This window comes from Micromonospora sp. Llam0, assembly GCF_003751085.1.
In the GTDB taxonomy this organism is placed as follows: domain Bacteria; phylum Actinomycetota; class Actinomycetes; order Mycobacteriales; family Micromonosporaceae; genus Micromonospora_E.
Map to the genome: position 1 here is coordinate 2,820,720 of NZ_RJJY01000001.1, position 25,207 is coordinate 2,845,926.

The following is a 25,207-nucleotide window of genomic DNA, read 5'->3' on the forward strand; positions in this document are numbered from 1 at the left end:
TGTAGTTGGAGTTCAATCCAGCCTCGGACACCAGTTCTGGTGGAGTTCCACCGATCATGAGTCGGACTCAGCTCCGCAGCTGTGCACGCACGACATACCCGCCGTAACAGGTGATCGTCGGCACCGGCGAGCCGCACATCGCTGCCGGCCCGCAGCGGCGTGCTCCCGGCTGGACCGGCCATGACATCACCTCGTCGCCGCGACCGTGAGCAGCTCATCGGCGCCTTCATCCCCACCCCACTGCCCAACCGACCGCGACCCCGCCGCACCACGGCAGGCACCGTCGGCCGGAAAGCCGGCAAGCAGCGCGGGCCATGGTCGAGCTTCGTTCCCGTACCCTCGCCGACAGGGAGGAGAACCCGCTTGCGCCAGGCGTTCGGCGTACGCGACGGTGTCGGCGCCTGGGGCGAGGCACGCGATGTTCCGGGTGGCCGTGGCGCGGGATCTGCTCCGTCGTAAACGATCTCGGCGCAACCGCCGCGTGCACTCTGGAGGTTGACGTATGAAGCCCGCCGCCCAGATGGCATGGTCGGCCACGATCGCGGCCCGGCGACGTCGCCGAGATCCGCGGCAGCGTTCTGCGGGGCCGGGAGAGCCGGCAGAACCTCGTCGCGGCAGCCGCCGACTGGGCGACGCCGATCGACGAGGCGCTCACCGCCGGCCGCGACCTGCCACCGGCGCTGGCCGCGCTTGTCGACGGCGTCACGCCGGCGACCCTGGACCCGCTGGCGGGTGAGGTCTACGCCCGGGTATCGGCCGCGCGGGCCGCCGACACCCGCGATGAGGCCCGGTACCGCCGGCTCCACGCACGGTCCGAGCGCGTCGAAGCCGGAGAGCGTGCCGCGAACGCTGCCCGGCAGGCCGATCTCGGCGCGGTCCAATGGCACTACCGCCCGCTCGTCGGCCCTTTCGTGCTGATCGGCATTCTCCTGACGTCACGAGCGGCGATTCCTGGGCTGGTGCTCTCGTGGTACTTCGGCTTGGGCGCGGTACCCATCGCTGCGGCCGCCGCCTGGACCGTGGTGTGGACTCGCCGGCACTCGATGCTGCTGCTCCGTAGCCGGATGGCACCCGAAGCGGGCGGTGATCCGGGCGCGACGAAGCCGCCAATGCTGTGCCCGACGACGACCCGTGGGCCCTCGCCACTGCCGGCCGCGCCCGCATGGGGACGGCTGCCGGGCCGCGGCGCCGAACGACTCGTCGTGCTACTCGCCATTCCGCACCCAGCCCCTGATTCACGCCGGTACGGCGAAGTCGGGCACGTTGATCGTGGGATGCTCGGCGAGTACGGCACGTACCAGCGCGTACTCCTCCTCGCGCAGCACCGGTGTCTCGGTGCGCTGGCGGCTGGCCCGGGACAGCGCCGTGCCCTCCTGGGAGTCGGCCGCGAACGTCCGGTACGCGGCGTCGATCTCGTCGGCGGGCAGTCCACAGAATGCCAGCACTGCGGCCAGCGTCGCCGACAGATCGGCGGTGAGGTCCTCGTAGCGAACCGGCCGGAGGGGCACGTCGGCCCGGCCCAGTCGCAGGCAGGCCTCCATCGCGGAAAGCCAGGTGAGCAGGTACGCCTCGACCGGGGAGGGTTGGCGCTGGTGCCGGACGGCGAAGGGCATCAGCAGCGGCGCCTGTGCGGTGACGTACCGCAGGAACGTCTGCTGATCCTGGAGACCGGATAGGTGCGGGGTGAAGCCCTCGTGCATCGACTCCAGCCACCGTTCGGCGTGCCGGTAGAGAAAGATGCCGCGGGAGTCGGGGAAGACCTGCTGGAACAGGTCGGCGAGTTGGATGCCGCTCGCGCGGAACTTGACGGCCAGCGTCCCGGCTCCCCGCCCGAGCAGCCGGGCGCAGCTGCGGAGCAGCTTCGCGTACTCGTCGTCACGGGTGGGATCCTCGTGCCGCGACACGGCGATCTGAGTGAAGACGTCGGGCTCGGAGTAGCTGCGGACGCCGGTCACCGCACCGAGCGCGTGGCTGAGGGCGGTGGAGCCGCAGCGACCCACGGAGTAGACCAGGATCGGCCGCACCGGGTCCGGCACCTCCTCGGCGATCCGGTGCAGCGTCTCGTACGGCACGGTGAACAGCCGTCGCGCGTTGCGGTACTGGGCGAGGTAGACGAACGGCGCCCTGGTCAGGTCGACACCTGGTGCGGTCTCGATGAAGTACGCCAACTGGTCGTCGATGTCGAGGCAGTAGAGACTGACGTCCGGTCGGTGCAGCAGGTCCCGCGCCGGGAGCTGCCCGTCCGCACGTGTCACGAAGTTCTGCGGTACGGCGGGGAAGAACTCGCCCGGAGCCACCTTGTCGACGATCCGTAGCACCTGCGCGATCATGTCGTCTCCCGTGGTCGCTCGTCGCGGTCGGCGAGCTCGCGCAACAGGTCCGCCGCGCGCTCCGCCCCACCGGCCCTACGGCTCTGCTCGCCCCAGTACCGGCTGCGCTGCCGGAAACCGTCCTCCGACAGCAGCCGGAGCAGCTTGCCGGCGACCTCGTCCGGGTCCACCGTGGGCGGGTCGTCGAGAGCCAGTCCGACGCCCGCGTCGACGGCCCGGGCCGCGATGTCGTAGCAGTCCAGCCAGAACGGGGTGAGCAGCATCGGTTGCCCGAAGTGGACGCCTTCGTGGAAGCCGTTCGCCCCGCCGTGGCAGACGAAGGCCCGTACGTGCGGATGGGCGAGCACGGCCAGTTGGGACGGGATCCACTCCTCGGTGCGGACGTGCGGGGGCAGTGGCTTGGTCAGCGCTGCGCGCTGGTCGGCCGGGAGTTTCCACAGCACCCGGTGTCGCGGGCCGATCCGGTCCAGTGCCTCGGCGAACGCGTCGAGCTGGGCGGTTGAGAGGGTGGCGAGGGTGCCCAGGCCGACGTAGACCACGCTGGGATGCTGGTCCAGCCAGGCGGTCAGTTCGCCGACGGGCTGGCCGGGCCCGGTGACGTCGGTGGGCACGATCGCGCCCAACAGGTGCAGGTGGTCCGGCGCGGGAAAGGGATACTCCAGCCCGAACACCGTGTAGCCGAAGACAGCGGCCGCGGCGACGGCGTGCTTCGCGGGGTCGCCGGACGCGTTGGCCAGCCTCAGGGTCCGGCGCCGCCGGGTCGGTCCGGCCACCGCGCGCAGCAGCGCCAGGTGCAGCCGTACGCGGAACAGCGCATTGGTCAACTTCTGTGTCCCGGTCAGCCGGCGCGGCAGCCCGGAGGTGGGCGTCGGATAGTTCCACGGCAGACGGCTCAGGTAGACGGCACTTACTGGATAGGGCACGCTCAGCACGAAGGGCACGCCTGCGGTGGTCGCCGCGTCGAGCGCGCCGAGGTTCATCACGTCGATGACCATCAATCGCGGGTTGACCCGATCGATGTGGTCCAGGGTCCGCTGGTAGACCTGGGCGGTGGCATCGGCCGTACGCATGGTCCGGGCGAGTGCGGCCACGCCGGCGGTGGTACGCGGCCCCCGGGCCATCGCGGCGTACAGCTCGCCGTCGATCCGCACGGGGGTGTCTGCGCCGGGAAGGTACCGCAGCGGGCTGCCGATCGTTGCCGACTCGACCCGGTGCCGGGCCTCGGCGTCGACACTGAACCAGAGGTCGGGTTCCCCCCGTCGGGACATCTCGGCGGCGATGGTCAGCAGCGGGTTGAGCTGTCCAGAGTGGGACGAGCTGGCGAACATGATCGGTCGGGGCGACGGCGCGGGCTGGATCATGACCGCAACCGCACCGGCAGGTGGTCGTAGCCACGTAGGACGCGGGTCGGCCGACGCCGTGGCACGCCGCCGAGCGCCAGGTCGGGGTACCGCTCGAACAGGCTACGCAGCCCGATCTCGCCTTCGAGCCGGGCCAGGCTGGCACCGAGGCAGTAGTGCGCACCGCTGGAGAAGGAGAGGTGGTCGCGCGCGTTGAGCCGGGTCACGTCAAAGCGGTCCGGATCGGCGAAGATGGCCGGATCCCGGTTGGCCCCGCCCAGCATCGGTATCACGATCTCGCCTCGGCGTAGCCGTACACCGGCTACCTCGGTGTCGGCCCGGCAGTACCGGCCTGTCGTCTGCACCGGGGAGTCGTAGCGCAGGATCTCCTCCACCGCGTTGGGCCACCGGTGCGGCTCGGCACGCAGCAGGGCGAGTTGTTCGGGGTGAGCCAGCAGCAGCGCCGTGCCCGTGCCGAGGAGGTTCACGGTCGTCTCGAAGCCCGCAGCCATGAGCAGTCCGGCGAGGGCGACCAGTTCGTCCTCGGTCAGTCGTTCACCCTCGCTGTCCGGCAGCACCAGTTGGCTCAGCAGGTCATCACCGGGGTCGGCGCGCAGGTTGGCGAAGTGTCCCCGCAGCCAGTCGTTCAGCTGCCGGGTTCCCGCCTCGACGCGCCGAAACTGGCCGAGGGACAGTCCCAGGTCCAATGCTGGCGATACGGCGGCGCCCCAGTCCAGAAAGCGTTGCCGCAACTGTGCCGGTACGCCGAGGATCTCCGCGATCATGGTGACCGGTAGCAGGCTGGCGTAGTGTGCGACCAGGTCCACCGGTCCGTCGTCCGGCGCGGCCCGCCCCAGTTCGTCGAGCAGGTCGGCGCAGTGCCGCTCGACCCGGGGTCGGAGGCTCTCGACCGCCCGCGCGGTGAAGACCTTGACGACGAGCCGGCGGTAACGGGTGTGTTCGGGTGGGTCGGTGACGAGCATCGACGGCGGGTCGATCGGCCCGACCGGCATCCGGCGTCGGCCGAGGTCGCGCAGCATCGCGATCGGGGCGGGCAACGGCAACGTGTCCGGATCGACACTGAATGCGTCGCTGCGGAGCACCTCGGTGGCCACGTCGTGCCGGGCGGTGCTCCACGTCAGGTGGCCACCTACGAGCGCACTCGTCTGGCGGACCTGGCGGTAGAACGGGTACGGGTCCTCGCGAATCATCGGGTCGAGGAAGTGGCGGGCCTGTGGATCATCCCGGCGTGCCGCGGCGGCGACGCTGAGCCGCAGCAGTCCGTGCCGGGTCGCCCACCGGAGGAAGGTTCCTGGCCCGGCCCTCGGCACTCCCGTCGTCCGGTGCGCGATGCCGGCCTCAGATCGTCGATCCGACGAGTCCACCCGCCCCATTCCCTTCCAAAACCGCTGGTGACCAGAGCCGAACACCGGTACATCAACCCCGGTCAGACATCGATGTCTTTCATTGGGTGCCGAGTGCGCCGACCCGAATACACTTATACAGCAGTCGATGGTCGGCACGCAACGCCTCCAGATTGGTCGACATCAGGCTCGAGTGGCGATGATTGACTCATGGCGATGACATTGCGTAGCCTCTCGGGTATGCTGGCCCAGCGTGATCAACTGGGCGGCTGTGACACAAAGCCACGCTCGTACGAGTTGCGCCGCGCGCGCCAGGAACAGGCATCAGGAAACAGCCGAGTACGGTCTCCGCATGGACCCTGCCGTCACGAGGGCGCTCCGTGGTGGCCAAGTTTCGACTGCAGCAGCGTCACCTGCGCATTGACCTGGTTCTTGATCATGATTGATCCACAAAGGTCCAGGTCAGTGAGCGGCAGCGAGTAGAAGGTGCCCCGTGATGGACTCAGGTCGGACGCCGCCAACCACCTACCAATCAGACATCTGGGTCGCAAGTCGCTTATCTCCTGATCTTCCGCAGTTTAATGTGTGCGGATACGAACAGTTCGTTGGCCCGATCGACCACGAGCTCCTGCTGTCCTGCATGCAACATGCCTTACAACGGAACGACGCGTTTCAATTACGTTTCGACGAGGAAAACGGGCAGCTCGTCCAATGGGTGGAGCCTGAGTCGGCGGTGGTCGAGGTCCATGATTTCACCAACGCACCCGACCCCCACCAGGCGTGCCATTCCTGGATGGCGCAGGCGTTCTCCCAACCGTTCAAGCTGCGCCGCAACCGGCTGTACCGGGTGGCCCTGCTCCGGGAGAGCGAGTCCGTCGCCTACGCGTACCTCAACGCGCACCACCTGGTCACCGACGGCTGGGGCGCCCGGCTGTTGCTGCGGCAGCTCTGCGCCGGGTACGCGGCGGCCGTCACGGGAGCAGAACCTGCGGCCGACCGTGCTGCCTCCTACCTGGACCTCGCGCGAAGCACTGTCGACTACGCCGGTTCCCCCCAGCGACAACGCGACGTCGAATACTTCCGCGCCAGCCTCGACGGAGTCACCCCCGCGCTGTTCGCTGGCCGGACCGCCGGTCGCTACCGGACCGCCCGGCACGGCTTCCCCCTGCGTCCGGAGGTCGTCGACCGGATTCGGGCCACCGGCCAGTCACCGTTCACCTTCCTCGCGGCGGCCCTCGCGGTCTACCTCGGCCGGATACACCGCACCGAGCAGGTCGTACTCGGCGTACCGGTGCTCAACCGGAGCACGTACGCGCAGCGGCAGGCGGTCGGACACTTCGCCAACGAGCTACCGGTACCGGTCGCGGTTCCCGGTACGCACACCATGCTCGACCTGGTAGCCGAGCTGCAAGGGACCCTGCGCTCGTTGCGCACCCACCAACGCCTGTCCCGGGGCGAACTGCTGCGCGAGATCATGCCACCGGGCGGGCCCCGGCAGCTCTACGACGTGACCCTCTCCTGGCTGCGTTGGCCACGACCGGAGCCGATTCCCGGCATCACCCACCGGACGGTGGCCGCCAGCCGGCTACACGAACAGGACGCCCTGGCCGTGCTCGTCAACGAGTACGACGACGGCGCGCTGACGGTCGACCTCGACTACTCCCTCGACGTGTTCGACGAGAACTTCCCCGTCACGGCGCTGGCCCGGCACCTCGAAACCCTCATCGACAACGCGCTCGACCGGCCCGGGGAGCCGTTGGCCCGGATCCCGATGCTCACCGACGCCGAACGCGACCTGGTCACCGGGGCGCACGACGGCAGTGAGGTCGAGTACCCGACCGAGGCGACGCTGCACGGCCTGTTCGAGGAACAGGCCGCCCGGACACCCGACCGGGTCGCCGTGGTGGCGGACGGCACCGGCGACACACTCAGCTACGCCGAACTCGACGCCCGCGCGAACCAGGTGGCGCGAGCGCTGCGCGCCGACGGCGTCGGCCCCGACGACCGGGTAGCCATCCTGGCCGAACGGGGGGTGCCCCTGATCGCCGGAATCCTCGGCACCTTGAAGGCGGGCGGAGCCTACGTTCCCATCGACCCGGACCAGCCGCCGGCCCGGATCCGCCGGTTGCTCGTCGACAGCGGCGCCAAGGTGTTGCTGACGACCGCGCACGCGGAGCGGGAGCGCGGTGACCACGAAGTCGCGGGACTGACCGTGCGCCACCTCGACGCGCTGACGACCTGTCCGAGCGACCCGGTCGGACCACTCGCCCGGGCCACCGACCTCGCCTACGTCATCTACACCTCGGGATCGACCGGCGAGCCCAAGGGGGTGATGGTCGAGCACCGCTCGGTGGTCAACCGGATCGCCTGGATGCAGCGTCAGTACCCTCTCGCCAGCGACGACGTGCTGGTGCAGAAGACGCCGGTCTCGTTCGACGTCTCGGTGTGGGAGCTGTTCTGGTGGGCGCTCGCGGGTGCCCGGCTCGTCCTGCCTCGCCCCGGGGCGCACCGGGATCCTCGTACGCTGGCGGCCATCGTGGCGCGGCACGGCGTGACGGTCATCCACTTCGTACCGTCGATGTTGGGGCCGTTTCTCGACCTGCTGGCTCAGGCGCCCGACCGGCGTCGGCAGGCCGACACGCTCCGGCTGGTCTTCGCCAGCGGCGAGGAGCTGCCCGCCCGGCGGGTCGACCAGTTCCACCGACTGTGGCACCCGCCACCAGGCGCCGATCCCGCCACCAGGCCACGGCTGGTCAACTTGTACGGGCCGACCGAGGCGACGGTCGACGTCTCGCATCACGAGTGCCACCACGATCCGGACCGGCCGACGGGTCGGGTGCCGATCGGCCGCCCGATCGACAACGTCCGGCTCTACGTGCTGGGCCCCGACGACCAGCCGCAGCCGGTGGGCGCGGTCGGCGAGTTGTGCGTCGCCGGGATCGCCGTCGCCCGGGGTTACCTGGGACGCCCCGGAGCTGATGGGGCGGGAGCCGGCGATGCCGGAGCCGATGGGGCAGCCCCTACCGCAACGCGGTTCGTCACCGATCCGGTACGCGGCGAGGGCCGGATGTACCGCACCGGTGACCTCGCGCGCCGGCTCGCCGACGGCAGCCTCGAGTACCTTGGCCGCATCGACGGACAGGTGAAGATCCGGGGAAACCGGGTCGAGCCCGGCGAGGTCCAGCAGGTACTCGCCAGCTACCCGGAGATCCGGGAGGCGGTGGTCGTGGCCCGTACCTCCGCCAGCCGGGATACCTACCTGGCCGGCTACTACGTGGCGGAGACGGATCTCGATCCGGTACGGCTGCGCGGCCACCTGCTGCGCCAGCTGCCGGACTTCATGGTGCCCGCCCTGTTCGCCCGGCTGGACCGGGTTCCGCTCACCCGCAACGGCAAGCTCGACGTCGAGGCGCTGCCCGACCCCGTGGCTCGGCAGCAGCGGGAACTGGACCAGCAGCCCCGCGACGATGTGGAGCGGACGCTCGCCGCGATCTGGTCGCAGGTGCTCGACCTGCCGTCGATCGGCATCCACCAGGACTACTACGCCGTCGGCGGCGACTCGATCCTGGCATTGCGGGTGCATGCCGAGGCGCAGCGGCAGGGCCTGCACTTCACCCTCGCCGACCTGGCCGAGCGGCCGACCGTGGCGGCGCTGGCGGGCAAGGTACGGCACATCGCGCCGGCCGGCCAGCCGGCCGACCCGGGGGGCCCGTTCGCGCTCGTCTCCCCGCTGGACCGGGCCCGGCTCGGCGAGGCGGCCGACGCCTCCCCGGCCACCGCGCTGCAACTCGGCCTCCTGTACCACAGCAGCGAGCACGAGGCGGCCACCGCCTACCACGACGTCTTCCGCTACTCGGTCCGGATGTCGTGGCACGAGGAGGCGTTCCGCACGGCGTACGACCGGCTCGTCGCCCGGCACCCCGGCCTACGTTCCTCCTTCGACCTGGGCGGCTTCACCGAGCCGCTGCAGATCGTGCACAACCGGATCGCCGGCGGCCTCGACGTGGTCGATCTGCGCACCCGCGACCCGGAGGTTGCCCGTGCCGAAGTGCTGGCGCACATGCGACAGCGACGCCGCCACCGGTACGCCTTCGACCGCCCCCCGCTGTACCTGTTCCGGGTGCACCTGCTCCCGTCCGGTGTGGTCGACCTGGTGTTCAGCTTCCACCACGTCCTGCTGGACGGCTGGAGCGTGGCCACCGTCGTCGGTGACCTGTTCCGCGACTACCTGCACCTGACCGGCGCCGCAATCGCGGCGGTCAGCGAGACGGCGCTGCCCGGACCGGCCGCGTACGCCGCCGAGGAGCGCCGGGCGCTCGCCTCGGAACCGGCCCGACGGTTCTGGGCCGACCGGCTCGCCGGTGCCGAGCCGACCCAGCTCGACGGCTTCCGGCAGTACGAGCCGCCGGGCGCCGATGAGCCGCCGGTCCACCTGGTCGCCCTGCCGCAATCCCTGGAGCAGCGGGTACGCGCATTCGCCCGCGATCACGGTCTGCCAGTGAAGTCGCTGTTCCTCGCCGCCTACTGCCTGACGGTACGGCTGTACTCCGGTGCCACCGACGTGACCGTCGGGCTGGTCACCCACGGCCGCCCGGAACTGGCCGGGGCGGACCGGATGGCCGGGCTGTTCCTCAACACGGTGCCGTTGCGCCTCGGGCCCGGACCCGAGCCCGCCTCCTGGCTGGCGACCGTTCGGCAGGTGTACCGGCGGGAGCAGGAGTGCCAGCCGTACCGGCGGTATCCGCTGCACGCCATCCAGCACGACCGAGGTGCCGGGCCGGTGTTCGAAGTCGCCTTCAACTACGTGCACATGCACGTCCTGGCACCACTGCTCGAACTGCCCACGATCGAACCGCTCGGTTTCGACGCCTGGGAGGAAACCAACTTCACGCTGTTGCTGAACGTGTTCGTGCACCCGGCGGAGCAGCGCGTGTCGCTGCGCATCGACGCGGACCGCCGGACCATCACCTGGGCGCAGAGCGGCCTGATCGCCGACACGTACCTGCGGATCCTCGGCCGGATCGTCGACGAGCCGGACGCCGTACCGGACTTCGGGTTCCTGGCCGCCCCGGCCGGGGCGCTGGCCACGCCCGGGCCGAGCGGCACAGCCGAGCTGAGCGGCACAGCCGAGCCCACCGGCACGCCGGGCGGGGCACGCAGCGACATCGTCCGCCGCCTCGCCGACCACGTACGGCGTACCCCGGAGGCCGTCGCGGTCGCCGCCGGAACCCGGCGGTGGACGTACGCGCGGTTCCACCGCGAGGTCGACCGGATCGCCTCCGCGCTGGCTTACGCCGGCGTACGGCGGGGCGACCTGGTCGGGGTCGCGGTGGGCCGCTCCCCCGAGATGATCGCGGCGATCTACAGCATCGCCCTGGCCGGGGCGGCCTGCGTCCCGCTGGACGTGACCTACCCGCCGGAGCGGATCGCGGCGATGCTCGCCCAGGCGCGACCGGCCCTGGTCGTCGCGGACCGGCAGCACGCCGGACTGATCGGCGAACCGGCCACGGTGCTCGTCGTGGATGACCTCCGTACGCCGTCCCGGGCGATCGTGCCGGCTCCGCTGCCCCCGATCCGGCCCGACGACCTGCTCTACGTGCTGTTCACCTCCGGTTCGACCGGTACCCCGAAAGGGGTGGCGATGTCCCACGCCGCCCTCGACAACTACCAGGAGTGGCAGGTGGCGGCGGCCAGCTCGGCGGCGGGCGGCGTCACCCTGCAGTTCGCCCCGCTCAGCTTCGACGTGTCGTTCCAGGAGATCTACACCACGATCAGCGCCGGCGGCGCCCTCCAGATCATCGACGAGCGGCAGCGCCGGGACACCCCGGAGCTGCTGCGGCTACTCGACCGCGAATCCGTCGAACGGATCTTCGTGCCCTACGTGGCCCTCCAGCAGCTCGCCGAGGCCGCAGTGGTGCTCGGGATCTATCCCCGGGCGCTACGGGTGGTGATCTCGTCGGGCGAGCAGTTGCGGGTGACCGCCGAGATCCGCCGGTTCATCGCCACGCTGCCGGCCGGCGCGATCCTGGAGAACCAGTACGGACCGACCGAAACCCACCTGGTTACCGCGTACCCGATGGCCGGCGACCCGGAACGCTTCCCGAACCTGCCCCCGATCGGACCGCCGATTCCCGGGGTCGACGTGTACCTGTTGGACGAACGGCTACGCCCGGTGCCGACCGGGGTCGCCGGGGAGCTCTACTTCGGCGGGGTCCAGGTGGCGCAGGGCTACTACCGGCAGCCCGAACTGACCAGCCAGCGGTTCCTGCCCAACCCGTTCGGCCCGCCCGGCGACCGGATCTACCGCACCGGCGACCTCGCCCGGGTGCTGCCCAACGGCGACCTGGTCTGGCTGGCCCGTACCGACACCCAGACCAAGATCCGGGGCTTCCGCGTGGAACCGCTCGAAGCCGAGATAGCGATCATGAAGCTGGCCGCGCAGCATCCGGGCATCCGCGAGGCCGCGGTGGTGGCGCGACGGCGGGACAGCGTCGATGCCTTCCTGGCCGCCTTCCTCGTCGGCGAGCCAGCCCGGGTCGACCTCACCGACCTGCGTCGACGGCTGCGGGAAACGCTGCCCGAACACCTCGTTCCCACCAATTTCAGCTGGCTACCCGAGATGCCGCTGACGCCGAGCGGCAAGCGCGACGACCGCCGCCTGCGGGAGCTGCCGCTGCGGGTGGAGACCGCACGGCCGGTGGCACCACGGAACCGACGCGAACACGTTCTCGCCGAAATCGTCGCGGACCTGCTGCACCTGCCGCAGATCGGCGTCGACGACAACCTGTTCGAACTGGGCGCGACCTCACTCACCGCGATGCGCCTGGTCACCCTGATCGAGAAGCGGTACGACGTCGCGGTACCGGTCTCCGCCTTCGTCACCGCCCCCACCGTGGCCAGCCTGGCCGAGTTGCTTCGAGTCGGCGGCGCGGACCCGGCGGCGTTCGACCCGCTGGTGCCGATCCGCGTCGGCGGCAGCCGGCCACCGCTGTTCCTCGTGCACCCGATCGGCGGCAACGTCCTGTGTTATCTCCAGCTCGCCCGACAGCTGCCCGGCGATCAACCCGTCTACGCGCTGCAGGCGGCCGGTGTCGACGCCGGGACCGAGCCGGTGCGGTCCGTGCCGGCGCTGGCCGCCAGCTACGTCGCGGCGATCCGCCGAATCCAGCCCGACGGGCCGTACGCGATCGGCGGCTGGTCGTTCGGCGGCGTGGTGGCCTTCGAGATGGCCCGCCAGCTCGACGCCGCCGGAGCCGGCCCGGTCGAGCGGCTCATCCTCATCGACCCGATCGCCCGGCGGCCGGGTGATCCGGTGCCGGTCGCCGACGACGTACTGCTCGACTGGTTCTTCTGGGAGCTGATCCCGCTCGATCAGGACCGGCCGTCGCTGGAGCCGATCCCGGCGAATCTGGTCACGCCCGAGGAAAAGCTCGACTTCGTCGCCCGCCGGGCCGGCGCCGCCGGAGTGTTGCGCCCGGGCGGGTCGCGGGCGGCGGTGCGGCGGCTGTTCGAGGTCTTCAAGGCCAACTGGGAGGCGATCATCACCTACCACCCTGAGGTCGTCGACCAGGACATCACACTGTTGCGGGCCGGCGACCCACTACCGACGCTGCTCGTACCGATGCACGACATCGCCGGAACGCTGCATCGCGACCCCCGCAACGGATGGGGCGAACTGACCACCGGCCGGATCGACGTGCTCGACGTACCCGGCAACCACCTGGCGCTGATGGAACCGCCGTACGTGGCGGGCGTGGCGGACCGGATCGCCGGGCTGTTGGCTGATTCGTCGGCGTGGTCGGCCGCCCGGGTCGAATCCAGCCCGGTCGGCGGTGCGCAGTGACCACGCCCAAGGCGTTGATCGTCGGCGCGGGCATCGGCGGGCTGGCGGCGGCGGCGACGCTGCGTCGGGTCGGCATCGACGTCGAAATCTACGAACAGGGCGCTGAACCGCGACCAGCCGGATCGGCGCTGTCGCTGACCGGCAACGCGCGCGTCGCACTGCGCACCCTCGACCTCGACCTCGACGTCGAACGACGGGGCCGGGTGTACCCGGCACTGCAGCTGCGCACCGCCGCCGGCCGCCTGATCAGGACCGTTCCGTTCGCGCACCTCGGCGACCGGGTCGGCGCGCAGAGCGTCGCCATCCACCGCGCCGAGCTGCATCAGGCCCTGCTCGCGGCGGCCGGCGACCCGCCGGTGCGCCTCGACGCGGCGGCCCGGCGGTTCCAGCTGGCCGGTGACCGGGTCCGGGTCGAGTTCCACGACGGTCGGACCGCCGAAGGCGACCTGCTCATCGGCGCCGACGGATTCCATTCGGTGGTCCGCCGGCAGATCGCCGGGCCCGAACAGCCCCGCGAACCCGGGTACGTCTGCTGGCTCGCGACCGTCCCGATGCGGCACCCGAAGATCCGGGACGGCTACGCCGCCCACTACTGGGGACGGGGCCAGCGGTTCGGTCTGGTACAGCTCGGCGGCGACCGGGTCTACTGGTGGGCAACGTTGAACATGGCACCGGCCATGGCCCGCGACTGGCGGGGCGGCAAGGCCGACATCGAACGGACGTACACGGGCTGGGCCGAGGAGGTCCGGGCCGCGATCGCCCGGACCCCCGAGTCGGCGATCATCGCCGTGCCGGCACGGGACCGGCCGTTCCTCGAACGCTGGGGCCACGGGCCGGTGACGCTGCTCGGTGACGCGGCACATCCGATGTTGCCGAGCCTCGGTCAGGGCGCGGCGGTGGCCGTGGAGGACGCCGTCGTCCTCGCCCACTGCCTGCGTCAGGCGGTCGACCTGCCGCTGGCCCTGCGGCGTTACGAGGCCGCGCGACGCGAGCGGACCCGCTGGATGGTCCACCAGGCGTACGCGCTGAGTCGGGTCGAGCAGCTGGCCCACCCACTCGCCGACCTGGCCCGCCGCGTCTACCTGCGCTGGCTGCCCGGCCGTCTCCTCGACCGACGCAACGAGATCGCGCTCACCTTCCCCGGTGTGCGCGACGAGACGGTGGCACCTGGATGAACGCGCCGACGAACAGTCATTCACCGACCGAGGTACGGCGGGCGCTGAGCCCGCTCGAACGCTGGTACTGGATCGCCGATCAGGTGTCGCCGCTCAACGTCATCGCCCGCGTCCAGGTACGCGGGCCGCTACCGGAACCGATGCTGCGCGCCGCGCTGGACCGACTGCGCCGGCGGCACCCGCTGCTGCGGGTGGCGATCGCCACCGAGCCGGACGGGCGTTCCCCCCGGTTCGTGCCGACCGACCGGCCGATCCCGCTGCGCCTGGTCGCCGACGACGAGACGAGCTGGGTACGGCGGGTCGACGAGCACGAGCTCGTCGACCGGGTCGACTGGCGTAGCGGTCCGCTGTGCCGGACCGTGGCGCTGACCCGCCCCTCAGCCCGCAGCGCGGCCGACGACGAGGTGCACGACCTGCTGCTGACCATGCCGCACTGTGTCGCCGACGGCACCACGGTGCTCTCCCTGCTGCGACAGTGGATCGACCTCGCCGAGCAGGAGCGTGCCCGTGCCGCGGGCACTGACGGTAGCGGGGACACCGAGCCAGGTGAGCCGGCGCTGCCCGGTTGCGAGGCGATGTTTCCCCGACGGTACCGAGGCCTGGTCGGGACGCTGCGGCTGCGGTGGCTGCTGGCCCAGGACCTGTTCCGGGTACGCCGGTACCGGCCGGCCCGGGTCGTACCGAGCCGCTTCGTGCCGTTCACCGAGCGACGTACCCGGCTGATCTCCCGGGCCCTCGCCCCGGCGCAGGTCGAGGCGCTGGTAGCGGCCTGCCGTAGCGAGCAGACCACGGTGCACGGCGCGCTCGCGGCGGCGATGGTGCTGGCCGTGGCCACAGAGGCCGGCTCACCGGCACCGGGACACGTCACGATCGGTTCCCCGATCACCTTCCGGGACGCGCTGGTACCCGCCATACCCGAGCGGGCCGTCGGCACGTACGTCGCCACCGTGCCCACCTTCGTCGCGTACCGTCCGGACCGCTCCCTCTGGGACGTCGCCCGGTCGATCGGTGCGGATCTCGCGGTCCGCCGCCGGGCGGGCGGCCACTTCGCCATGGTCGACCTGGTCACGATCTCCTGCCCGAGGTCGGTGGCCACCGCCGGGCGGTTCATCGCGATGATGGAACGGACCGGACCGGTCAACCTGTGCCTGTCCAACATCGGTCGGCACGACTTTCCCGACCGGGTCGGGCCGTGGCGGCTCTCCGGTGCCCAGTTCGTCGCCGGACTGTCCGTGGTCGGCTACTTCGTATCCACTGTGAATACCAGCCACGGGCAACTGTCCTGGAACTTCACCTACGTGCCCGACGCGCTGTCACCGGATCGGGCGGCCGCGCTGGTGGAGGCGAGTATCGACGCCGTACTCGCCGCGATCGACTCTCAACCAGAGCGGAGCCGGCCGTGAGCAAGGGAACGCGACGCATATCCCCGACAGGCCGTACTGTGGTGGTCACGGGCGCGTCGTCCGGCCTCGGCCGGGAGGCGGCGCTGCACCTGGCCCGGATCGGTTTCCGGGTCTTCGCCGGAGTACGCGCCCCGGCCGACGGCGAGCGGCTGCTCGCGGAGTCGTCGGGCGGCCGGCTGTATCCGCTGCGCATCGACGTGACCCGATCCGATCAGATCCGGCAGGCGGTCGACGAGGTGACCGGGCGGCTCGGCGACACCGGACTCTGGGGCCTGGTCAACAACGCCGGTGTCGCCCAACCCGGTCCGTTGGAGTGCCTGCCCACGGCAGCGCTGCGGCGGCAGTTGGAGACGAACGTGATCGGCCAGGTCGAGACCATCCAGGGGTTCCTGCCGATGCTGCGGGCCGGCCGGGGCCGGATCGTGAACGTCACCTCGGGGCTCGGCCGGGTCGCGCTGCCGTACCTCGGCGCGTACGCGGCGGCGCAGTTCGCGAAGGAGGCGATCAGCGACAGCCTGCGGCGCGAGTTGCGTCCGTCCGGCGTCACGGTGTCGGTGGTGCAGCCGGGCGCGATCCGTACCCCGATCTGGGAGAAGCTCGACCAGGCCGGCGAAGAGGTCATCGACGGCGCGCCGGAGTCGACCGTGGCGTTGTACCGGGGTCCGTTCCGGGCCTTCCTGCGCGACAACGCACGCCAGGTGCTCCGCAGCAGGACCACACCTGCGCGGTACGCCCGGACGGTGGCTCGCGCCCTCACCGCGTCCCGGCCGAAGACCCGCTATCCGGTCGGCCCGGACGTCCGGTTCGCCAGCCTGGCCGCCCGGTTGTTGCCGGACACCCTGATCGACCGCAACCTCGCCGCGCGGGTGCGGCCCCGCGAGGGCTGACCCGCCCGCCCCGCGGTGCCGGGCAGAGACCAGGCCCGGCCCCGGAACCTCGGCTCGTGACGACCGACCTCGAAAGGTGGCCACCGTGGACATCGACCAGCAGACCCGGGCGCAGGCGCAGGAGGTGTTCGCCCGCAACCTCGAGTACATCACCGCTGGACGCATCCGGGAGTGGGTGGAGTTGTTCGACCCGGCCGGGGTGCTGGAGTTCCCCTATCCGCCGCCGGGCGTGCCGTCCCGGTTCGTCGGGCACCACGAACTGTACGAGCATATGAAGGACTTCCCGAAGCAATTCGACGTCCACTTCTCCGGCCTCACCTTCCACGAGACCACCGATCCCGAGCTGGTGATCGCCGAGTTCGTTGGCGAGGGCAGGGGTGTGGTCACCAAACGACCGTTCCACCAGGTCTACATCTCCGTGGTCCGCTTCCGGGACGGCAGGATCGTCCACTTCCGCGACTTCTGGAACCCGCTGGCGACGATCCGTGCCGCCGCCACGGTCGGCCACATGTGGCGTGGTCTCGTCGATCTGATGCGTCCGGCATCCAAGCGAGGGCCGGCTTGACCTCTCGCCCCTCGCGCCGAAGCCGGACCTCACCTCCTGAAGTGCATTCCTCGCTACGTAAGCACCTCGGGGATCCGCAACTGGACGCCGAAGTGTTCGAACAGCGGGAACGTGAGCCCGAACTGGTTGATGGATCACGACCGGCCGCCCGGCGATGGCGGTGTGGGCCAGCCGCCGCCGGTAGCGGCCGTGCACCCGTGCCGACTCGATGCCACCCCGAGCCCATTCATCCTCACGGACGAGCCGGAACCAGGCTACCCCGCCGGGTCGACGACACCATCGACATCAAGACGATCCACGCTTCGGCCAAGAACGACAGAAGGTCAGCTCGGCGGCGGACCTCTTCATGGATGTCAACCGTGTCACTCAGGGCGAGGCACGATCTCCCAGATGCGTACGCCGCCGGCCCCATCGCCGGCCGCACCGAACGTATGCCCGTGCGACTGGGTCACGGCGACGCAGGTGACCGCTCCGGCGAGCCCGTTGACGCGATCCGTCAGGTCACGGCCGGTGGCGGCGTCGAACAGGACCACCGCATTGTCCGCAGCGACCAGGAGAACATCCCGGCCACGTGCCCTGGCGAAGACGAGCTGCTGGTTCCAGCCGGCATCGGGCCGGGAGTCTATCCCGATCTCTCCGGTGGCCATGTCGCGCAGATAGACGTCCCCCGCTTCCTCGGGCCAGACGCCCTCGCCTTCGTTCTTCTCCGCGTCGACCCCGTGCGCGGCAGTCAGCCGGCCCTCGACCACGCCGAAGGCGCCGTGCCCGCCGTCGTCGCTGGTCAGCATCGGTGGAAACAGCGGAGCGGCAGCGGCCACGTCCCACACGGTGATCTGCTGCGTGTCGTCATCGGCGGCCGGGAAGAGGTCGTCGTGCGGGGCTTCGACGGTCATCGCCACCAGCCGTCCGTCATGGACGGTGATGTCGAGCAGTTGCGCTCCGCCCGGCTGGTACAGAGCGGCCCGTCCCGGTAGGGGCATCGTGGTGTGCGACTCACCGGTTGCGACGTCCCACACGCACAGGTGCTGGTCGATGACTGCCGCGACCAGGGTGTGGCCGTCCATCTCGGCCGTGGCCAGCCGACCCGGTTCGGACTCGGACCGGCTGAAGGGCTCACCGACGGGCTCACCGCTCACCGCGTCCCACCGGCGCACCAGGCCTTCACCGCTGGTGATCAGAACGTTGCCTGCCAGGGCCAGCCCGTCGACGGTCCCGGATCGGATGATCGGCCCGATGTCGGCACCAGTGGACGCGTCCCAGAAGCGGATCGTGCCGTCCTCGCTGCCGGAGGCGAAGACCGGAAGGCCGCCGCGCACACCACCGGCGACCGAGGTGACCGAGTCGGTGTGCCCCACACCGCTGAGGAAGTCGATCATCCACATGCGCGGCGGACCCCACGTCTCGGCGGACAGCACGACGGGCCGGTCCCGCCACTGGGTGATGGCCAGCGCGGTGACACGGCCGGTGTGGCCGTGCCACAAAGCGCCGAGCGCCTCGCCGGTGGCGACATCCCACAAGCGGACGGAGCCGTTGTCACCGCCGGTGGCCAACAGCGAATGGCCGTCCATCTCACGGTACGCGACCGCGGTGACGGCGGCGGTCAGCGCGCCCGTTTCCCGGTCGTACTGCCCGTCGCGCCGCATCAACTCCTCACCGGTGACCGTGTCCCACACGCGGAACCCACGGCCCTCGACCGCGGCGGCAACCGGTCGGTCCGCCGGGTCCTCCGGCATGGTGACACGGGTGAAGGGGCGTCCAGCGTTGATGTCGTAGAGCATGTCCGGGTCACCGGAGAGCACCGCCAGGGTGCGACCGGACCGCCGGGCCCAGCCGTTGAACGAGCGGACCGGCCCACCGTAGTAAGGCGACCGGGCATCGGTCACCGCCAGCGCACCGGATCTGCCGGCGGTCGCCGTCACGAGCCGGCCGTCGTGCGGCAGGACGGCGGCGACGGTGGCAGTATCCGGCAGCGACACCCGCCGTGATCCGCCTGCTCCCGGTAACCACAGTTCGGCCCGGGCCGAACCGTCCTTGACGAACCACGTCACGGCCGCGGCCAGGCGGTTGTCCCACTCAGCGAGAGCCAGGCCGCCGAGCGAAGGCTCGACGCCCTCGATCTGCTCCGCGTGCCACAACGCACCCAAGGTGATCTCGGCGGCTGCCGTCACATCCCACGCCCGTACGGGAGTCGCCGGCCCCGCCCTCCACACCAGCGAGACGACCAGAACCCGACCCCGGGACACCACAGCCCCTACCAGTGAACCGTGAGCGGCGAAGGGCTCACCGTAGGGTTCGCCGGTCAGCGCATCGCGCATCTGCCAGGTTTCCCCATCGCCGGCCACGACCAGGAGCCGTCCCCGATGGTGGACGAACGCGTACCCACCGAAACCGTGCTCCGTGATCACCGTGCCCTCAACCGGATCCCAGACCCGGACCTCTTCCGTGCAACACGCCCCAGCTACCTCCCGCGCATCGACCACACCGGCGGCCACCGCCCGTATTTGTTCCGGCGCCTGGGCCGGGGGACCGGCCGGCTCCCCCGTCCGGGCGTCCCGTACCACCAGCACACCCCTGTTCGTGGACGTGACCATCAGTGTGCGTCCCGCCCCCGCGGCGAGCGCCAGCAGGCGCAGGCTATCGGCGCCGTGCAGCACGGACCGGTCCGGCAGCAGCGCCCCGCTGTCCAGGTCGATGAACCGCACCGGCAGCGACTCCCGGTCGACGCCGGCGAAGACCACCACCTCCCGGCCGTTAGCCACGGCCGGTGTGATCGACGCCGGCCAAAGCGAACCCAGCGAAGTACGCAGAATCCGGTGCGGTGGTTGCGCTTCGTCAACTACCCAGCCGGCTCGCTCAGACATGTCCATCTCCCATGACGATCGACTCCGCCATTCATAGCCGACCGGCGCGAGCCTCGGCCGGCGGCTCGACCGCGGCGGGGCGGTAGAGTGCGAGGATCGCTTGGCCCCACCGCCGAAGTCGTGGCCGACCAGGTCGACCGGCGTACCGATGCGGGCCAGTTCGTCGGCCAGTCGCGGTAGCCCTCGAGGTTCGGTGCAAAGCCGGCGGGCAGGGGTTCACCGAAGCCGGGTGGGCTGAGCGGGATGACGTCACGGTGGCCGAGCACCGCGAGTTCGCCCAGCAGCGGTTCCCATGGCTGAGGTCTCAGGTACTCCGTGACCGGGGAACTCGGTGGCGAGCGCGTTGAGGTGAGGGAGCTTCTGGGCGCGGGTCACATCGCGCACCGTGCCGCGCACGACATAGCCGTGCTGGAGCAACTCCTGAATGACGTGTCCCGCTATGAAACCTGAGGCACCAGTGACCAAGACCGTCGGCAACTGTTCAACCATCTATGAACTCCTCATATTTTAGTTCCGGTCGGAACGGAACAGAAGTGTATCACTTACGGTCCGCCCGGTACAGATGGCTATGATCGGTGGGGTGGACATGACGCAGGGGCGACGGATCGGCCGGCCGCGGGAGTTCGATGCAGACGAGGTACTCGACCGCGCCATGGTCGTTTTCTGGGAGCAGGGTTACGACGCCGTCAGCCTGACCGACCTGACCCGCGCCATGGGCATCGGCAAAACCAGCATGTACGGGGCTTTCGGCAACAAGGAACAGCTGTTCCGGGTGGTCCTGGAGCGCTACGCCGACGGCCCAGGCTCCTACGGGACCCGCGCACTGCAAGAGCCCCGCGCTCGCCAGGTCGGTGAGGCCTACCTTTCCGGCGCAGTCCTGGCGTCCACCCGGCCAGACTGCCCAAGGGGATGTCTTGGCGTGATGGGCTTCCTTTCCGCCGGCCGTCTCGGGCAAGAGGCTCGCGACGCGTTGAACGCCTGGCGCGACAAGCAACGCCTCGGCCTCCGCGATCGTTTCCGGCAGGCGGTCGACGAAGGCGATCTGCCCAGCGACTGCGATCCGGATTCACTGGCCGTCTACCTGATGACCCTGGCCAACGGCATTGCCGTCCAGGCTGCGGGTGGCGCTGATCACGCAGACCTACAGCTGGCGGTCGGCGCCGCGATGCGCAACTGGCCGTCTGTCTGACGGCCCCGTCACCTCGAACGCGCGATCAACGAAGCGGTCACCACTGAACCTTCAGGTCGACGAACGGGACGTCGGACCCGGCTGTCAGAGACGGGTCGCGGTCCGGACGAGGTCGGCGACGGCCCGGTTCCGGCTCCGTGGCGGCCAGGCGATGACGGTGGTGATGCGGGGAGCGTCAACGAGAGGAACCGCCACGACGTCCTCGTGCAGCTGGGCCCGGCAGGAGTTGGGGGCGATCATCATGGTACGGCCGAGCGCGATCAGCTGCAGAAGTTGTGCGTGGTTCCGCACCTCGGGGCCGGGGCCTACGGGGAAGGTGCCGTCCGGCCGGGGCCAGCGGGGCGCAGGCAGGCCGGCGAGTTCCCTGACATCCGCCACGCCCAGATGCGGACGGCTGGTGAGGGGATGCCCGGCGGGCAGGACGGCGATCTGGCCCTCGGTGAGCAGTTCCTCGGTGTCGAAGCCGGTGACCTCGTCGATGGGTGGATGCAGGATGGCGAGGTCGGCGTGACCGTTGCGCAGCAGTCCGGTCTGTTCCCCCGGCCCGCAGAGCATCACGTCGACGTGGATCGAACCGGGCTCGGCGGCGTAGGCGTGCAACAGCTTGGCGAGCAACTCGCTGGAGGCGCCGGCTTTGATCGCCAAAACGACGCTGGGCCGGCCGGTGGCGGAGAGGACGGCACGCCGGGTACGGTGCTCGGCTGCCTCCAGCGCCTCCAGCGCTGCTTGCCCCTCGTGCAGGAGCGTCGCGCCGGCTTCGGTGAGCGCCACCGGCCGGCTGTCCCGTTGCAGCAGAGCGGCACCGAGCCGGCGTTCGAGCTGGATGATCGTGCGCGACAGCGGCGGCTGCGCGATGCCCAAGCGCTGCGCGGCCCGGCCGAAGTGCAGTTCCTCGGCGACGGCGATGAAGTACCGCAGTTCCCGGCTGTCCATCGGCCCAGCGTAGATCCGTCTGCGCCACGACGGCATACCTTCTGGGTATGGCGTGTGACCGAGCCGGTCTTGGACCCCGGACAAGCGCGGCCCGCACGATCGGACCATGAACATCGCCATTCTCGGCACTGGCAAGGTCGGGTCAGCCCTCGGAGTGCGCTTGGCTTCCTCGGGCCATCAGGTCGTGTACGGATCCCGAGATCCCTCCGCGGCATCCGGGAGGACCGACCGGCGCACGGCCGTGGCGTCCGCCGACGTGGTCGTCACCGCCATTCCCGGCACGGCCGTGCTCACCACCCTGGACGAGATCGGGGAGGACGTCCTCGGCGACAAGATCGTGCTGGACCCGTCGGCCGCACTGACCGAGCAGCGGACGATGGCCTCGTACGGCGACAGTATTGCCCATCAGGTGCAGGAGCGTTTCCAGCGGGCCCGGGTCGTCAAGGCGCTCAACACGATGAATCACACGATCATGGTCGACCCGTGGGCCTCGCTGCCGCAGGCCACCGTCTTCGTCAGCGGGGACGACCAGGCGGCCAAGCGTACGGTGAGCGGTTTGCTCGTGGATCTGGGCTGGCCCCAGGACTGGATTCTCGATCTGGGCGACATCGGCACCGCGCTGGCCACCGAGCACGCCGCACCGTTGTTCTTTGCCACCGCCATGGCGCTGCACACTCTCACCTTCAACATTTCCGTCTCCCGGAGCAGCGAATGAGCAGCAGGCAACAGCCCCTCGGTACTGGTTTCACCGCCGCCTCCACCGTCGACGACGTCCTCGCCGGCATCGATCTCACCGGCCGCAACGTCGTGGTTACCGCCGGGCACACCGGCCTCGGTGCCGTGGTCACCCGCGCTCTGGCCGCGGCAGGCGCGTCGGTGACCGTCGGCGCCCGCGACCCGCAGCGCGCCGTCACCACGCTGGGCGAGATCAAGGGCGTCGAGATCGCCCCGCTCGACCTGCTCGACCCGGCCTCCGTCACGGCGTTCGCCGAGCGGTGGACCGGCACCGGCGGTGCTTACCCTCGATCCCCGCGGCTACGAGGCAGAGTTCGCGACGAACTTCCTCGGCCACTTCCAGCTCACCCGCGACCTGTATCCGGCGTTGCGTGCCGCGCACGGCGCCCGGGTGGTCAACGTGTCCTCCGGCGCACACCGGTTCGCCGGCATACAGTGGGACGACGTCAACCTGCGCGACAACTACCACGCCGGTCTCGCGTACGCCCAATCCAAAGCCGCCGTCGTGCTGCTGGCCGTCGAGGTCGACCGCCGCTGGGCCGATGACGGCATCCACGGGTACGCGGTACATCCCGGCGTGGTGGTCGGCACGAGCCTCAACAGTGCAGTCGGCAACGACGCGCTGCGCGCCATGGGCCTGATCGACGACGCCGGCAATCCCATCATCGATCCCGCCGTCGGCAAGAAGACCCCGCAGCAGGGTACGAGCACCATCGCGTTCGCGGCGGCCACCAGCCCCCTGCTCGACGACATCGGCGGCGTCTACCTCAAGGACAACGACATCTCGCCGGTCAACGACGAACAGGCCCCGGTCACCGCCGACAGCATCCCCTCCGAGGTCGCCTCGCACGCCATCGACCCCGGATCGGCCCGGCGGCTCTGGGAACTTGCCAAAACCATGCTCGCGAAGAACGGAAATCAGCAGTGACCAAGCGCTTCACCGCATCCGCCGGCCTGCCCGTCAACGCGGCCGAGCCCGTCATCACCTACAGTCCGGTGACCCTGCAGGTTCCGGGACGCCCGGTTCCGCTCGAAGTCAAGGTCTCCGTACCCGCCACAGGCGCAGACCTGCCCGTCATCCTGTTCTCCCACGGGCACGGGATGTCGAACTTCCTATCCTCACTACGCGGCTACGGGCCCTTGGTGGACTTCTGGGCCGCTCACGGCTTCGTCGTCCTGCAACCCACGCATCTCGACTTCACCGGTCTGGGCCTGCGCGACAACGGCACCGAGGACGCGCCCCTGTTCTGGCGCTCCCGCGTCGAGGACATGCACTTCGTCCTCGACCACCTCGACGAGATCGAACAGACCGTTCCCGGGCTCGCCGGACGCGTGAACTGGACGAAGATCGCCGCCGTCGGGCACTCACTCGGTGGCCACACCGTGAGCATGCTCGCCGGCATGACCGTCGCCAACCGCGTGGACGGCACCACGCTCGACCGGCGCGACGAGCGCATCCTGGCCAGCGTGATCATGGCAGGACCGGGAGCCGGAGAGGACCTCGCCGGCTTCGCCGCCGAGCACTACCCGGACCTGGCCGGCACCACCTTCGACACCATGACCGGGCAGGCGCTCATCGTGGTCGGCGACAAGGACCACAATGCCATGTTCACCAACCGCAAGGACTGGCGCGCGGACCCCTACCACCGCAGCCCTGGCCACAACAAGACACTAATCACCGTCTTCGCCGCCGAGCACATGCTCGGCGGCGTCTCCGGCTACGACGCCGGCGAGACCACGGACGAGAGTCCCGAACGGGTCGCCGCGATCCGCGCCATGATCTGGGCCTACCTCCGCAGCGCCCTCGTACCCGGCGACCGCGCCTGGGACCTGGCAGTGCAGGACCTGGGCGCCCAGCAAGCTCCGTTCGCCAAGATCGACACGAGAACCGCGCAGTGACGAGCCCCGTCGCTCGGCGGCGGCCGGGACCGCCTCGACGACGGACGACACTCGCGCCGTGCGAGCAAAGTAGGAGGGCTCCTTGACCTCGTAGAATATTGCAGTGAGTCACTCGTCGGATCCCCGCACCGCACGTAGCCGGAAAGTGATCCTCACCGCAGCGCGGCAGCTGCTGATCGGCGAGGGCCCAGGGGCCATCACGCATCAACGGGTCGCCCAAGAGGCAGGCGTGGGACGGGCCACCGTCTACCGGCATTGGCCGCGCCCCGAGCAGCTGCTGCTGGACGTCATGTCCGGCGGTGATCTGCCGCTGTTCAAGGATCCGCCGACGCCGGTCCGGCCCTGGTTGCACCAGCAGTTGCGGCAGATGGCGGACGAACTCGCCGCTCCGGCGGTCGCGGCGTTGTCGCTCACGCTGATGCAGTCGGCGGTGTGGGACGCAGAGATCGCCCAGCGGCGCGACGCATCGGTCCGGACGATCACTGAACGGCTGGATGTTGCCGTACGTTCCGCGGCCGCGACCGGGGAACTGGAGACCGACGCCTGCGCAGACGACCTGACCTCCATGCTGATCGGGCCGATCGTCTACCGCGCGACCATGCAGATGCGCGCGGTCACCGACGAGCTCATCGACCGGGCTATCGACAGCGTCGGCGTCTGGCGCCGTTGAGCCCTGGGTCGTG

16 protein-coding genes are annotated in these 25,207 nt (G+C 70.3%); 10 read left to right on the plus strand and 6 right to left on the minus strand.

The genetic code is table 11. From position 1 onward, the window contains the following. Positions 1 to 1,235 precede the first annotated feature (1,235 nt). Genes EDC02_RS12455 through EDC02_RS12465 form a run of 3 tightly spaced genes read right to left on the minus strand, consistent with a single transcriptional unit; the run spans position 1,236 to position 5,055 of the window. Positions 1,236 to 2,330, minus strand: a complete 1,095-nt coding sequence (locus EDC02_RS12455; protein ID WP_123602083.1) for a sulfotransferase — start codon at positions 2,328 to 2,330, stop codon at positions 1,236 to 1,238. After that, positions 2,327 to 3,691, minus strand: coding sequence for a glycosyltransferase (locus tag EDC02_RS12460; RefSeq protein ID WP_148083438.1), 1,365 nt, complete (start codon positions 3,689 to 3,691; stop codon positions 2,327 to 2,329). Before EDC02_RS12460 ends, EDC02_RS12455 begins: the two co-directional genes overlap by 4 nt. Further along, a complete protein-coding gene (locus EDC02_RS12465) occupies positions 3,688 to 5,055 on the minus strand; it encodes a cytochrome P450 (protein WP_199757612.1) in 1,368 nt (455 codons plus the stop codon). The genes EDC02_RS12460 and EDC02_RS12465 overlap by 4 nt, the downstream gene beginning before the upstream one ends. A gap of 475 nt (positions 5,056 to 5,530) precedes the next feature. Here EDC02_RS12465 and EDC02_RS12470 point away from each other — a divergent pair, with 475 nt between their 5' ends. From EDC02_RS12470 to EDC02_RS12490, 5 genes are all read left to right on the plus strand, one after another. After that, positions 5,531 to 12,877: a non-ribosomal peptide synthetase gene (locus EDC02_RS12470; RefSeq protein WP_123602086.1), complete on the plus strand. Its 7,347-nt coding sequence runs from the start codon at positions 5,531 to 5,533 to the stop codon at positions 12,875 to 12,877. After that, positions 12,874 to 14,052, plus strand: coding sequence for an FAD-dependent monooxygenase (locus tag EDC02_RS12475; RefSeq protein ID WP_123602087.1), 1,179 nt, complete (start codon positions 12,874 to 12,876; stop codon positions 14,050 to 14,052). The genes EDC02_RS12470 and EDC02_RS12475 overlap by 4 nt, the downstream gene beginning before the upstream one ends. Then, positions 14,049 to 15,455, plus strand: a complete 1,407-nt coding sequence (locus tag EDC02_RS12480) for a hypothetical protein (protein WP_123602088.1) — start codon at positions 14,049 to 14,051, stop codon at positions 15,453 to 15,455. Before EDC02_RS12475 ends, EDC02_RS12480 begins: the two co-directional genes overlap by 4 nt. Positions 15,456 to 15,493: 38 nt before the next feature. Then, positions 15,494 to 16,342, plus strand: a complete 849-nt coding sequence (locus tag EDC02_RS12485; RefSeq protein ID WP_233605885.1) for an SDR family oxidoreductase — start codon at positions 15,494 to 15,496, stop codon at positions 16,340 to 16,342. Between the two features lie 85 nt (positions 16,343 to 16,427). After that, complete coding sequence (locus EDC02_RS12490; RefSeq protein ID WP_199757614.1) at positions 16,428 to 16,907, plus strand: nuclear transport factor 2 family protein; 480 nt, start codon at positions 16,428 to 16,430, stop codon at positions 16,905 to 16,907. Between the two features lie 362 nt (positions 16,908 to 17,269). Here EDC02_RS12490 and EDC02_RS12495 read toward each other — a convergent pair whose 3' ends face one another. After that, positions 17,270 to 19,666 (minus strand): WD40 repeat domain-containing protein, encoded by a 2,397-nt coding sequence (locus tag EDC02_RS12495; RefSeq protein ID WP_158632176.1) that lies wholly within the window; start codon positions 19,664 to 19,666, stop codon positions 17,270 to 17,272. Between the two features lie 351 nt (positions 19,667 to 20,017). Further along, positions 20,018 to 20,257 (minus strand): NAD-dependent epimerase/dehydratase family protein, encoded by a 240-nt coding sequence (locus tag EDC02_RS40825; RefSeq protein ID WP_199757615.1) that lies wholly within the window; start codon positions 20,255 to 20,257, stop codon positions 20,018 to 20,020. A 97-nt stretch (positions 20,258 to 20,354) separates the two neighbouring features. Between EDC02_RS40825 and EDC02_RS12505 the strand changes: the two genes are divergently transcribed. Continuing rightward, positions 20,355 to 20,957: a TetR/AcrR family transcriptional regulator gene (locus EDC02_RS12505; RefSeq protein WP_123604731.1), complete on the plus strand. Its 603-nt coding sequence runs from the start codon at positions 20,355 to 20,357 to the stop codon at positions 20,955 to 20,957. 84 nt (positions 20,958 to 21,041) lie between these two features. Here the strand turns inward: EDC02_RS12505 and EDC02_RS12510 are convergent, their stop codons facing one another. Continuing rightward, complete coding sequence (locus EDC02_RS12510; protein WP_123602092.1) at positions 21,042 to 21,890, minus strand: LysR family transcriptional regulator; 849 nt, start codon at positions 21,888 to 21,890, stop codon at positions 21,042 to 21,044. A 106-nt stretch (positions 21,891 to 21,996) separates the two neighbouring features. Between EDC02_RS12510 and EDC02_RS12515 the strand changes: the two genes are divergently transcribed. The 4 genes from EDC02_RS12515 (at position 21,997) to EDC02_RS12530 (ending at position 25,194) form a co-directional block, all read left to right on the plus strand. Continuing rightward, the gene (locus EDC02_RS12515; RefSeq protein ID WP_123602093.1) at positions 21,997 to 22,605 is read left to right on the plus strand and encodes an NADPH-dependent F420 reductase; all 609 of its coding nucleotides are present in this window, start codon (positions 21,997 to 21,999) and stop codon (positions 22,603 to 22,605) included. Between the two features lie 297 nt (positions 22,606 to 22,902). After that, entirely contained in the window at positions 22,903 to 23,553 is a 651-nt protein-coding gene (locus EDC02_RS12520; RefSeq protein WP_199757617.1) for an SDR family NAD(P)-dependent oxidoreductase, read from the plus strand. Continuing rightward, on the plus strand, positions 23,550 to 24,524 hold the full coding sequence (locus EDC02_RS12525; RefSeq protein ID WP_123602094.1) for an alpha/beta fold hydrolase: 975 nt from the start codon (positions 23,550 to 23,552) through the stop codon (positions 24,522 to 24,524). The genes EDC02_RS12520 and EDC02_RS12525 overlap by 4 nt, the downstream gene beginning before the upstream one ends. A 103-nt stretch (positions 24,525 to 24,627) precedes the next feature. Continuing rightward, positions 24,628 to 25,194, plus strand: coding sequence for a TetR/AcrR family transcriptional regulator (locus EDC02_RS12530; protein WP_123602095.1), 567 nt, complete (start codon positions 24,628 to 24,630; stop codon positions 25,192 to 25,194). Positions 25,195 to 25,207 lie beyond the last annotated feature (13 nt).